Origin of the sequence: Pseudonocardia xinjiangensis (assembly GCF_012911925.1) — a bacterium.
In the GTDB taxonomy this organism is placed as follows: domain Bacteria; phylum Actinomycetota; class Actinomycetes; order Mycobacteriales; family Pseudonocardiaceae; genus Pseudonocardia; species Pseudonocardia xinjiangensis.
This window is the reverse complement of the sequence record NZ_JAAXKY010000185.1, coordinates 1-12,881: the sequence shown is the minus strand read 5'-3', so window position 1 is coordinate 12,881 and position 12,881 is coordinate 1. Positions and strand designations below refer to the sequence as shown.

Annotated in this window: 7 protein-coding genes; 2 read left to right on the top strand and 5 right to left on the bottom strand. The window is 72.9% G+C overall.

Going from position 1 to position 12,881, the window contains the following annotated elements:
• Positions 1–218 precede the first annotated feature (218 nt).
• The 5 genes from HF577_RS33375 to HF577_RS33355 all read right to left on the bottom strand — a co-directional run bounded on the left by HF577_RS33375 (position 219) and on the right by HF577_RS33355 (position 10,312).
• Positions 219–3,230, bottom strand: coding sequence for a bifunctional [glutamine synthetase] adenylyltransferase/[glutamine synthetase]-adenylyl-L-tyrosine phosphorylase (locus HF577_RS33375; RefSeq protein WP_169399989.1), 3,012 nt, complete (start codon positions 3,228–3,230; stop codon positions 219–221).
• A gap of 81 nt (positions 3,231–3,311) precedes the next feature.
• Positions 3,312–4,148, bottom strand: a complete 837-nt coding sequence (locus HF577_RS33370; RefSeq protein WP_169399988.1) for a GNAT family N-acetyltransferase — start codon at positions 4,146–4,148, stop codon at positions 3,312–3,314.
• A 65-nt stretch (positions 4,149–4,213) separates the two neighbouring features.
• Positions 4,214–5,557 carry a type I glutamate--ammonia ligase gene (glnA, locus tag HF577_RS33365; RefSeq protein ID WP_169399987.1) on the bottom strand — a complete coding sequence of 448 codons (1,344 nt, stop codon included), beginning with the start codon at positions 5,555–5,557 and terminating at the stop codon, positions 4,214–4,216.
• A gap of 11 nt (positions 5,558–5,568) precedes the next feature.
• Positions 5,569–8,523 carry a BTAD domain-containing putative transcriptional regulator gene (locus tag HF577_RS33360; protein ID WP_246267780.1) on the bottom strand — a complete coding sequence of 985 codons (2,955 nt, stop codon included), beginning with the start codon at positions 8,521–8,523 and terminating at the stop codon, positions 5,569–5,571.
• 229 nt (positions 8,524–8,752) lie between these two features.
• Positions 8,753–10,312: an alpha/beta hydrolase gene (locus HF577_RS33355; RefSeq protein WP_169399986.1), complete on the bottom strand. Its 1,560-nt coding sequence runs from the start codon at positions 10,310–10,312 to the stop codon at positions 8,753–8,755.
• Positions 10,313–10,512: 200 nt separating this feature from the next.
• On the opposite strand from HF577_RS33355, the gene panB reads away from it, so the two are divergent.
• A complete protein-coding gene (panB, locus tag HF577_RS33350) occupies positions 10,513–11,406 on the top strand; it encodes a 3-methyl-2-oxobutanoate hydroxymethyltransferase (protein ID WP_169399985.1) in 894 nt (297 codons plus the stop codon).
• 308 nt (positions 11,407–11,714) lie between these two features.
• The gene (locus HF577_RS33345) at positions 11,715–12,770 is read left to right on the top strand and encodes a class I SAM-dependent methyltransferase (protein ID WP_169399984.1); all 1,056 of its coding nucleotides are present in this window, start codon (positions 11,715–11,717) and stop codon (positions 12,768–12,770) included.
• Positions 12,771–12,881 lie beyond the last annotated feature (111 nt).

Genomic DNA, 12,881 nt, shown 5'->3' with positions numbered 1-12,881 from the left:
GGGTTGGGGGCGGGGATCAGTCCTTGCGGCCCGCGACGCTGGTGACGGCGGCGCGACGGCCGTGGGCGAGCGCCCGCCCGACGATGAACAGCACGCTCGGGCCGGGGATGATCACCAGCACGATCCCGGCCAGTGCGAAGGCGAGGAGGGTCTCGACGGAGGCATGGCCGGCACGCTAGCCCGCCCGTGGACGTCGGAGCACGGGACTTTCGCAGCGGCTACCAGCCGTAGAACACGCGCTCGACGACGGCGCGGGTGCGCCGGCCGGTGCGCCGGTAGTCGTCGAGGAAGACGCCGGGGTCGCCGTCGGGCGGGTAGCCCATGGCGACGGCGACGGCGGCGAGCTCCCGGCCCGACCGCGGCAGCTGGTCGCCGGGCTTGCCCTTCACCAGCATGACGGCGTTGCGCGCCCGCGTCGCCATCGTCCAGCCCGCGGTGAGCTCCGCGGCGTCCTCCGCGGTGAGCAGCCCGGCCTCGCTCGCCTCCTGCAGGCCCTCCAGGGTGGAGGTGGTCCGCAGCTCCGGGATGTCGCCCGCGTGCTGCAGCTGCAGCAGCTGCACGGTCCACTCGACGTCGGCGAGACCGCCGAGGCCGAGCTTGGTGTGGGTGGTGCGGTCCGCCCCGCGCGGCAGCCGTTCGGCGTCCACACGCGCCTTGATCCGGCGGATCTCGGTGACGGTGGCCGCGTCGATGCCGTCGGCGGGATAGCGGATCGGGTCCACCATCTCGAGGAACCGCCTGCCGAGGTCCGCGTCGCCCGCGACGGCGCTGGCCCGGAGCAGGGCCTGCGCCTCCCAGGCGTGCGACCAGCGGGAGTAGTACTCGCGGTAGGACCCGAGCGTCCGGACGAGCGCCCCGGAGCGGCCCTCCGGGCGCAGGTCCGCGTCGACGACGAGCGCCGGGTCGGGGCTCGGCGAGGCCAGGCGCCTGCGGACGGTCTCCGCAACGGTGGTGGCGTAGCGCACGGCGTCGTGGTCCGAGGCGCCGTCGACGGCCTCGCAGACGAACATCACGTCGGCGTCGCTGCTGTAGCCGAGCTCCATGCCGCCGAGGCGGCCCATCCCGATCACGGCGATGCGTGCGGGTGCGGGACCCTCGCTGATCGCGCGTTCCACCGAGTCCAGGGTGGCCTGCAGCACGGCGGCCCACACCGAGCTGAGCGCCGCGCACACCTCCACGGCCGGCAGCACGCCGAGCAGGTCGGCGCACGCCACGCGCAGCAGCTCGTGCCTGCGCATCGAGCGGGCGGTGGCCGCGGCGCCGTCCGGGTCCTTCTGACGGGCGACGGTGGCGCGCAGGGACGCGGCCACCTCGGCCGGGTCGCGGGCCAGCTCGTCGGCCTGCCCCGCGGTGGGAGCGGCGAGCAGCCGCAGCACCTCCGGGGCGCGGACCAGCAGGTCCGGGATCAGCGCCGACGTGCCGAGCAACCGCATCAGCCGCTGCGCGACCTGCCCCTCGTCACGCAGCAGCCGCAGGTACCACGGCGTGGTGGCGAGCGCCTCGGACACGCGGCGGTAGGCGAGCAGCCCGCGGTCCGGGTCGGGGCTGCGGGCGAGCTCGTCGAGCAGCACCGGGAGCAGCGTCTGCTGGATGGAGGCGGCCCGGGACACGCCGGAGGTCAGCGCCCGCAGGTGCCCGAGCGCGCCCTCCGGGGACGCCCAGCCGAGCGCGCCGAGCCGGGCCGCGGCCGCGGCCTCCGACAGCCGCGCGGTGTCGGCGGACATCCGGGACACGGCCGACAGCAGCGGCCGGTAGAACAGCTTCTCGTGCAGCCTGCGGACCCGCCGCACGTTGCGCATCCACTCCGCGACGAGGACGCCGACGACGTCGCGGCGCCCGTCCGGACGCAGCCGCGCGGCGCGGGCCAGCCACCGCTGGGCGTCGGTGTCGTCCGAGGCCGGGAGGAGGTGGGTGCGCCGCATGCGCTGCAGCTGCAGCCGGTGCTCCAGCAGGCGCAGGAACCGGTAGGACGCCGCCAGGTTGGCACCGTCCTCCCGGCCGACGTACCCGCCGTCGGCGAGCGCGGCCAGTGCGTCCAGCGTGGAGGGTGAGCGGAGCGACTCGTCGGTGCGGCCGTGCACGAGCTGGAGCAGCTGCACGGCGAACTCGACGTCGCGCAGGCCGCCGGGACCGAGCTTGATCTCGCGTTCGGCGTGGTCGGGCCGGATGTGCTCCTCGACGCGACGGCGCATGGCCTGCACATCGGCGACGAAGTCGTCGCGGGCGACGGCGTTCCACACCATCGGAGCCACCGCCTCGGCGTAGGCGGCGCCCAGCTCGGGGTCGCCCGCCACGGGCCGGGCCTTGAGCAACGCCTGGAACTCCCAGGTCTTCGCCCAGCGCTTGTAGTAGGACACGTGCCCGTCGAGCGTCCTCACCAGTGCGCCCTGGCGACCCTCGGGACGCAGGTTCGCGTCGACCTGGAAGCACGCCTCCCCGGCGATCCGTATGACGCGGCTCGCGAGGCGCGTGGTCGCCTGGTCGGCGGGCTCAGCGACGAACACCACGTCGACGTCGCTCACGTAGTTCAGCTCGTGGCCACCGGTCTTGCCCATCGCGATGATGGCCAACCGGCCGGCCTGCTCGCCCGACGCGGCGTCGCCCGCCTCCCCGACGGCGACGGCCAGCGCCGCCTGCAGCGCCGCCGCGGCGAGGTCGGCGAGCTGCGCGGCGACGTCCTCCACGGGGAGGACCGGCAGCTCGGGTTCCCCCACGGCGCCGAGGTCGGCGGCCGCCAGCACGAGCAGCTCGTCGCGGTAGGCGGTGCGCAGGGCGCTGATCGCCTCGGCCCCCGAGAGGGTCGCGGCCGACCCACCCGGGGCGCCGGCGGGCGGCGCGGCCGGGTCGGCCCCCACCGCGCTGAGCAGCGCGGCGCACGGGTCGCCGCCATCGGGAGCGTCGCTCGCCAGCCGATGCCACCGGTCGGGATGGGTGACCAGGTGGTCGCCCAGCGCGGTGGAGCTGCCGAGCAGCGCGAGCAGCCGCCCGCGCAGACCGGCGTCGGAGCGCAGCGCGGCGTCGAGCGCGCTCCGGTCGGACGCGGACTGGACGAGCCGCTCGACGGTGCGCAGCGCCAGGTCGGGGTCGGGGCTGCGGGCCAGCGCCCACATGATCTCCGCCGCGCCGTCGGCCGGCTTGTCCCCGACCCACCAGCCGAGCTCCCCGAGCGTCGCCTCGGCCCACGGCTCGGTGAGCCCGAGGCGGGCGAGGGAGGTACCGGTACGCGTCACGGAGAACGATCCTGCCGCAGCGGGCACCACCTGTGGGGACCAGATGCGGTCCGATCGCGGGCGGCGACGCAACCCCGCACGTCACGCGGCGAAGCGCAGCTCCACGGTGTCGTGGAGCGGGCGGTAGCCGATGCGGGGGTAGAGCCGGTTGGTGATCGGGTTGGCGAGGTCGGTGAACAGGAGCACCCGCTGCGCGCCCTGGTCGAGCGCCCACCGGGACGCGGCCGCCGTCACCGCCGCGGCGTATCCGTGCCTGCGGTGCTCCGGCGGGGTGTAGACCGGCCCGATCCGCGACATCCCGGCCACCACCGGCCGCGCCGCGGCCTGCGCGACCGGCGCGCCGTCGACCTCCCACAGCAGCTCGCCCGTGGCCAGGCGGAGCGAGCCGAGCACGATCTCCCGGGGCGTCTCCGGGGACGTCCAGGCGCCCCGGTCGTCCTCGGCGAACGCCCGGCGCCACCGGGCGAGCAGATCGACGTCACGCTCGTCGGCCCGTCGTGGACCGCCCGGGACCCCGACCGGTGCCACGAGCTCGTCCAGGACGAACAGCCGGGTGCGCTGCTCGGCATGTGCGCAGGCCCCGGTGCGGGTGGCGTGCGCGGCGGCGAACGCCTCGGCCTCGGTGATCGGGCCCGCCGCACCGAGGGCCGGGCCGGCGGCGGCGAGCGCTTCCTCGACGGCCGCCGCATGCACCGGCGGGACGGCGGAGACGAGGACGGGGCGGCCGGGGGTCTGCAACGCGGCTCCCGCGACCTCCCCGGCCTCGTGCACGGTCAGCAGGGCTGCCGCGCGCCCGCCGCCCCGGCACAGCCCGTCGAGCACGGTGAGCTCGACGGTGTGCCGGACCGGGTCGGCGGCGAGCAACGGCCGGGCGAGCCGGGCGAACGTCTCGACGTCGTCGTGCAGAACGATCTCCATGCGCGCAGACCCTGCCGCGCCACCGCCCGGTGTCGCGACCGGTTTGCCGCGGCCGCGGTCGCGGGTCAGAGAACGGGCAGGTACGTGGCGAGCTCGTAGGGGGTGACCTGGCGCCGGTAGCCGTCCCACTCCGCCCGCTTGTTGCGCAGGAAGAAGTCGAACACGTGCTCGCCGAGGATCTCCGCCACGAGCTCGGAGTGCTCCATGGCCCCGAGCGCCTCCGTGAGGTTCTGGGGCAGCGACTCGTAGCCCATCGCCCGGCGCTCGGTCTCGGTGAGCGACCAGACGTCGTCCTCGGTGGGCGAGGGCAGCTCGTAGCCCTTCTGCACTCCCGTGAGCCCGGCACCGAGGATCACGGCGAAGGCGAGGTAGGGGTTGCAGGCGCTGTCGAGGGTGCGGATCTCCACCCGCCGGGTGGACGACTTGCCCGGCGAGTACATCGGCACCCGCACCAGCGCCGAGCGGTTCGCGTGGCCCCACGACACCGCGGTGGGCGCCTCGCCGCCGGTGATCAGGCGCTTGTAGGAGTTGACCCACTGGTTCGTGACCGCGCTCATCTCCCGCGCGTGGCGCAGCACGCCCGCCACGAACGCCTTGCCCGTCTCGGAGAGCTCGAAGGGGTTGTTCGGGTCGTGGAAGGCGTTGCGGTCGCCCTCGAACAGCGAGAAGTGCGTGTGCATGGCCGAACCGGCGTGCGCGGAGAAGGGCTTCGGCATGAAGGAGGCCTTCACGCCCTGCATGATCGCGACCTCCTTCACGACGTAGCGGAACGTCATGATGTTGTCGGCCATCGTGAGCGCGTCGGCGTAGCGGAGATCGATCTCCTGCTGGCCGGGCCCACCCTCGTGGTGGCTGAACTCCACGGAGATGCCCATCGACTCGAGCGTCTCGATCGCGTTGCGCCGGAAGTGCGGGGCGACGTCGTGGCTGGCCTGGTCGAAGTAGCCACCGTTGTCGGCAGGCGTGGGCGCCGAGCCGTCGTCGGGCAGGTCGCGCAGCAGGTAGAACTCGATCTCGGGGTGGACGTAGCAGGTGAAGCCGGCCTCGCCCGCCTTGCTGAGTGCGCGCCGGAGCACGTGCCGCGGGTCGGCCCACGACGGCGAGCCGTCGGGCATGGCGATGTCGCAGAACATCCGGGCCGAGTAGTGCTCGCCGGTCTGGCTCTCCCACGGCAGCACCTGGAAGGTGGACGGGTCCGGCCGGGCGACCATGTCCGACTCGTACACCCGCGCGAAGCCCTCGATCGCGGACCCGTCGAAGCCGATGCCTTCCGCGAAGGCGCCCTCCAGCTCCGCCGGGGCGACGGCCACCGACTTGAGATAACCGAGCACGTCGGTGAACCAGAGGCGGACGAAGCGGATGTCGCGTTCCTCGAGTGTGCGGAGCACGAACTCCTGCTGGCGGTCCATGGGCGCCGAGCCTAGGAAGGTCGCGTTACAGACATGTTTCCTCGCTGGTCAGTCGCTGCGACATCGGGGGAACGATCACCCTTCGGCACGGAAGGTTGCGCGCCTTTCCGCAGGCCCGCCCTCCGCCGGGCGCTCGACCCCGCTTCCTGGGTCGCCCTGTCGGAGAGACGTTCCTCCAGCCGGAGGTGGCGGAACTGGTAGACGGCTCCCACCTGTCGCAGCACCCCACGGCGGTGGGCGTCGTCGAGGAAACGCAGGAGCCGGAACGGGGTGTGGCCCCGGACCGCAAGCCACAGGCGGGTGAGGACCGAATACCCCCACGCCCGGGACAGGCCCGTCGCGAGACCGACCGCGAGCCCGAACATGATGCCGACCGCGACAGCGCTGGACGGGTTCGGCGCGCGCGGGAAGACCAGACCACCGACCACCGCACCGGCGAGCCCGTAGGCCACGCTTCCCGTGTTCCCCATCAGGAAACGGCCGAGCAGCGCCGCGGCCAGGCCGCCGGCGAGCACCAGTGCGAAGTCGAAGCGACCGCCCAGCACGTCGATGAACCGGACCTCACGGGTGAAGGCGTAGGCCATCCCGTAGAACAGGCCGAGCGACACCGTCAACGACAGGGAGAACCACAGGGCCGCGACCCGGTCGTTCCTCAGCACGCTGGCAGGGCTGGACACGCGCCTCGCGTCGACCGGGGTGTCCAGCCAGACGTGGACTCCCACGGCGAGACCGAAGACCACCGCGAGCAGGAGGACGAATCCGACCGACAGCGACCAGCCGAGTCCCAGGCTGACCGCCATCACGACACCGATCGCGAACCTGCTCAGGAATCTCCCCGTCGTGCCCCGGATCCGGAACTCGACGCGCTGGGGCCCGGGTCGGCGTCCGACCGCGTGTGCCAGGGACCCTGCCCCGGCGAACGCGAGACCGTAGATCAGCCCGATCACCGGGCCGCCGGCGAGCCAGCCGGCCGCGGCGAACAGCACAGCGGCGGGAAGGCTGAGGTAGAGGCTGCTTACCGGCCGGGGAACCGCCTTGTCGAGCTGCCACCAGGCCAGGTCCCCGGCCGGCAGCCGATGCGCGTGCCGGGCGAGGAAGGTGAGCCACCGCTCGGCCCTGACCGGGTCGTAGCTGCGTGCGGACGCCGGCCGGTCGTCCTGGCCGGGCGGTGCCGGCGCCTGCCGGTAGACGGCGGGCAGGTAGGCGTCGAGGAGGTGGCGCTCGACCGTGCCCCGGTCGGGGAAGCGGGTGGTGTCGCAGAGATCAGCAGGGTCCGAGGCGGGATGGGCGTAGGCGGTCCTGGCCAGGTCGACCATCAACGGGGTACCGAGTGCCTGCGCCAGCACCCCGGCCGGGTGGCGGCGCAGGTGATCCACGACGGGCTGCCAGCGCGTCTCGCCGAGCCGCCTGCGTGCGGTGAGGAAGGCGATGGCATCGTCGACCCCGACCGGTTCGATCTCGACGACGGCGGCTCTGGCCAGCATCGAGCCCGCCTGGTTCACCGCGAGCTCGTAGTCGGTGCTTCGGCAGGTCACCACGACCGGGCGGCCACCCGCCACCGCCCGGTCGAGGGCGTCGATCGCCGCGGCGTGCAACGCCGGTGGCGTCTCGTCGAGGCCGTCGAGCACGGGGACGACCCGGCCCTCGAGAACCAGCCGGGTTGCGGCGTCCGGACCGTAGGCGGACCTGTTGGCCAGTGCGGGGTACTCCTCGACGAGCCTGCGGGCCAGCCACGCGTGCAGGTGCTCCTCGTGGGGGTTCCACGAGGCCAACGGCAGCAGCACCGGGATCGGGTCATCGGGCCGGAGCTCGGCGAGCAGCCCGAGGGTGAGCAGGATCGCCAGCACGGACTTGCCGGCCCCGGGCTCTCCCAGCACCACCAGCTGACGGGTGGGGAGCTTGCGGAACTGCTCGACCACGTCATCGAGACCACCGCTCAGACCCAGGCAGTCGGGCCGGTCGCCGTCCGCTCCGGCACCCAGCACGGCGGAGGCCACCGCGGCCACCTGCCGTCCGGTGCTCGACCATCGGAGCGGGACCGGTTCGGGCCGGTTCAGCGATCGCATCTCGACCTCGACCGTCCACTGCCGGGAGATCGCCGACGCCAGCTCGCGGACCGCCCTGTCGAGCCGGTCGTCACGAACGGCGGCGACGGGCGCCGGCGCGGCGTCCACCGGGTCGTGCCCTGCCTCGGCGGCCGGTGGACCGGGCGCCGCCCGGGGTGGCCGTGGCTCACCGGCGAGGATGCGTTCGTGGAGCTGGAGCACGTCGCGGCCGGGATCGATGCCGAGCTCCTCGACGAGCCGGATGCGCAGCTCGTGGAAGACCTGCAGCGCGTCGGCCTGCCGTCCGCACCGGTTCAGCGCGAGCATCAGCTGCGCGTGCAGCTTCTCGCGCAGCGGGTGCTCGGCGACCAGCTCCATCAGCTCGGCGGCGACCTCGCGGTGCTCCCCCAGCTCGAGCTGCCAGTCGACGCACTGCTCGACTGCACCGAGCCGCTGCTCGTTCAGCAGGGTGACCCTGTTGGTGAGCACGGAGATGTGGATGCCGTCGAGCACGGAGCCGCGCCACAGCCCCAGCCCCGCACGCGCCTCCCGCACCGCGTCCGCGAGCCTGCCCTCCGCGGCGAGACGGCGCGCCTCCGACAGCCCGCGGTGGAACCGCATCAGATCCAGCTGGTCCTCGGTGACGACGATCCGGTAGCCGGGCCCGTCGGTGACGATGACCCGGCTCCCGCCGCCCAGGCGCTCCCGGAGCACCGACACGCAGTTCTGCACCTGCTTGACGGCGGTTGCCGGCGGCTCGTCGTCCCAGACCGCCTCGACCAGCTTCGAGACCGGCACCACCGAGTTGGGCGCCAGCAGCAACGCCGCGACCACCCGTTGATGCCGGGTGCTCGGCAGGCTCACCCTGCCCCCGTCGCTCGTGACTTCGAGCGTTCCGAGCACGCGGAACTCCAACGCCATGCTTCTCCCCCGGCACGTCCTGCGCGAAATGCTACCGCCAGTAGCCGACCGGACACTGATCGCGTCGGACACCTACGGAAGGACAGCGTAGGGACGGCGAGATGACGGGGACTGTGACGTTCTGTCTGCGCCGTTCGCACGAATGGGGTATCGGTGCGGCGGATCGGTGATTGTCAGTCGTGGGGGGTTGTCAATCACCGTTCCGCCCGCGGTCGGCCGCGCCCCGTGATCAGCTCGCGCGGCAGACCGTGCCGGGCGGGGGCAGCGTGCCGTCGATCAGGTACTTCGTGACGGCGTCGTCGACGCAGGGCACACCCTGCAGGGCCACCGTGTGCTGCGTGCCCTCGTAGGTGAGCAGGCTCCCGTTCAACGCCTTCGCCAGGTCCACACCCGCCTGGTACGGAGTGGCCGGGTCCCCCGTCGTGGAGATGATGAGCGTCGGCGGCAAACCCTGCACCTGCGGGACGTGCGGCTGGCTCGTCGGCGGGACGGGCCAGAACGCGCACGGGTCGAGCGCCGCCACCACGCCGCGGCCGTCGTCCCGGAACGGGGCGGCCTCGTTGGCGCGCCGGATCAGGTCGGCCTGCTGGGCGCGGTCGGTGATCCGCTCCTCGTCCACGCAGCTGATGACGACGAACGCCTCGATGTCGTTGCCGTAGTGGCCGTCCGCGCCGCGACCGTTGTAGAGGTCGGCCAGCCGCAACAGGATCGTGCCGTCACCGGATGCGAGCAGCGACAGCCCACGGGACAGCGCCGGCCACAGCTGCGACAGGTAGAGCGCCTGGATCGTGCCCGTCACCGCGTCCGGATAGGACAGGGTGCGGGTGCCGTTCTCGGCCCGCACGGGGGCGTCGATCAGCGGCCGGGTGAGCGCCTGGAAGGCCGCTGTGGCCTTGGCGGGGTCGGTGCCGAGCGGGCAGTCCGGTCGCTTCGCGCAGTCGGCCGCGTAGGCGTCGAAGGCCTGCTGGAAGCCCGCGTTCTGCTTCACGGTGCGGTCAGCAGTGGTCTGGGTCGGGTCCAGGGCACCGTCGAGCACCAGCGCCCGGACGTTCTGCGGGAACGCCTCGGCGTACGCCGAGCCGATGCGCGTGCCGTAGGAGTACCCGAGGTAGCTCAGCTTCTGGTCACCGAGCGCCGCACGGAGGATGTCGACGTCCCGGACGACGTCGCGGGTGCCCACGTTCGCCAGCACCGGGTCTCCCCCGGAACGTTGGGCACACCGCTGCGCGTACTGCCGGTTCTCCGACTCGGTCTGCTCCACGCCCGCAGGTGACGGGTCGACGTCCAGGTCGGCGCGTTCGGCCTCCCATTCGGCGTCGTCCAGGCAGTCGATCGTCGGCGTGCTCGCCCCGACGCCCCGCGGGTCGAACCCGACCAGGTCGAAGCGCTGGCTCAGCTGGCCCTGCCCGATCCGCCCCGACAGCGACGCAGCGGCGCTCGCCCCCGACGAACCGGGGCCACCGGGGTTGACCAGCAACGAGCCGATCCGCTGCCCGGTCGCCCGCTGGCGCAGGATCGCGAGCTGCGCGGTCGGACCGTCCGGAGCGGCGTAGTCGAGCGGCACCTCGAGACGGGCGCAGTCGAACTTCGGGTCCGAGAACGTCGGCCGGTCCGACTCGGACGTCGCGAAGTCGGCGCATGGCCCCCAGGAGAGTTTCTGCTCGTAGAAGCGGGACAGCTGCGTCGGGTCGGGGCCGCCCCGACCGGTTGCACCGGTCGTCGACTGGGAGCACGCCACCAGAAGCAGACCGGCGGAGCACAGGGCGGCGACCAATGTGGTCGATCTCATGCGGGCTGGCACCGCGACAGCATGCCAGCGCGGCGCCGTCGCGCATCTCCTGCCGCCCGACACCTCACCCGACCTCGCAGCACACCCGTGTGAACTCCGTCCCAGACGTGCTGCTGCGACGCTGCGCGGTGTCAGGCTTCTCCCGTCAGCACCTGACGACCCGGGGACCCGCAACGGGCCTCGAGGGAGGACGGACAACGATGTCTCAGCATTTCGCCTCTGAGCAACCCCCCACCCCGTCGGCCGAGGTTCAACCTCCGTACCGCTCGGGACCGACCGCAGCCGGACCGGGCAGGCCCAAGCGCACCCGGATCCACCACCTGCGCGAGCTCAAGGAGCGCGGCGAGCGCTGGCCGATGCTCACCGCCTACGACATGTACTCCGCCGAGATCTTCGACGAGGCCGGCATCCCGGTACTGCTCGTCGGTGACTCGGCCGCCAACAACGTCTACGGCTACGACAACACATTGCCCGTGACGGTCGACGAGCTGCTGCCGCTGGTGCGGGCCGTGGTGCGGGGCACGACGTCCGCACTCGTGGTGGCCGACCTGCCGTTCGGCAGCTACCAGATCGGCCCGGAACAGGCCCTGACCACCTCCTTCCGCTTCATGAAGGAGGGCGGGGCGCACGCCGTCAAGCTCGAGGGCGGGGCGCGGTTCGCCCCGCAGGTCGAGGCGCTCGCCGGCGCCGGGATCCCGGTGATGGCCCACCTCGGGTTCACGCCGCAGAGCGAGCACGCGCTGGGCGGGTTCCGGATCCAGGGCCGCGGGGACGCGGGCGAGCGGCTGGTCGAGGACGCACTGGCACTGCAGGCGGCCGGCGCGTTCTCCGTGGTGCTCGAGATGGTGCCCGCGGACGTCGCGAAGCGCGTGACGGCCGAGCTGGTGATCCCGACGATCGGCATCGGGGCCGGCCCGGACACCGACGCCCAGGTCCTCGTCTGGTCGGACATGGCCGGGATGAACCGCGGACGCAAGCCCCGGTTCGTCAAGCAGTACGCCGACCTGGGCGGAGTCCTGCTGGACGCCGCCCGGCGGTTCAGTGACGACGTGCGCGGCGGGGAGTACCCCGACGCCGCCCACTCGTACAGCTGAGACCTCCCGCACGGGCGCGGGGCCCCGCGGCCGCGCCCGTGCGGTGAGCCACCCCCGCGAGTCGCCCGTTCCCACCCCGCGAGTCGCCCGTTTCCACCCCGCGAGTCGCCCGTTTCCACCCCGCGAGTCGCCCGGATTCCGTGCGCGAGTCGCCCCGTGGCTGGTACCTGCCGCTCCGGGCTCCTCCGGATGGCCGAATCTCCCAGGGGGTTTCGCCGGGGACTTGACAGGAGCAGGCGCGTTTTCCGGCAATGGACGCGTGCACAGAACCCGGTCAGGCGGTGTTCACTGACAGGAAGGGTGCGGCCATGGCTGTCGACGAGGACAAGCTGAACGAGCTGCTCGGGACCTTCGTCACCGATGTCGGTGGGAGCTACCAGGCCCTCAGCGCCGTGATCGGCGACCGGCTGGGTCTGTACCGGTCGCTTCTCGCCGTGATGCCGGGCACTCCTGCCGAGGTCGCCGCCGAGGCCGGCGTCGGCGAGCGGTACATGCGCGAGTGGCTCCAGGGACAGGCCGCGGGCGGCTACGTCACCTACGACCCCGCCACCGGACGGTTCTCGCTCACCGAGGAGCAGGCGTTCGCGCTGGCATCACCGGACGGGATGCAGATCGCAGCGGCGTTCCTCATCCCGGTCGCGGTCGCCAAGAACATCGAACGGATCACCGAAGCGATGCGGACGAACGGCGGCTTCGCGTGGCACGACCACGACCCGGCGCTGTTCGAGGGGACCGAGAGATTCTTCCGGCCCGGCTACGTCGCCAACCTGGTGTCCTCGTGGATTCCCGCGCTCGACGGGGTCGACGAGAAGCTTCGGGCCGGCGCGAAGGTCGCCGACGTCGGGTGCGGGCACGGTGCGTCGACGTTGCTGCTCGCCGAGTCGTACCCCAGATCGGAGATCACGGGTTTCGACTACCACCCCCCGTCGATCGAGCAGGCGCGCCGGCACATGGCCGACGCGGGCCAGGGCGGCCGGGCGACGTTCGACGTGGCCACCGCCGCCGACTTTCCCGGCACCGACTACGACCTCGTCGCTGTCTTCGACGCGCTGCACGACATGCCCGATCCGCTGGGCGCGGCGACGCATATCCGCGAGTCGCTCAAGCCTGACGGGACCTTCCTGCTCGTCGAGCCGTTTGCCAACGACCGGGTCGAGGACAACCTCAACCCCGTCGGTCGCCTGTACTACGGGGCGTCCGCCGTCATCTGCGTCGCCCACTCGATGACGGAGGAACCGCGCACGGCACTCGGTGCGCAGGCGGGCGAGGCGCGGCTTGCCGAGATCCTTCGTGATGCCGGGTTCACCCGGATCCGGCGCGCTGCCGAGACACCGTTCAACCTCATCCTCGAGGCGAGGCCGTAGGTCGCCTCGCTTCGTGCGCGACTCGCGCACGCGAAACGGGCGACTCGCGCATCCAAAACGGGCGACTCGCGGGGACGGGGCGGGCGACTCGCGCACGCGGAACGGGCGACT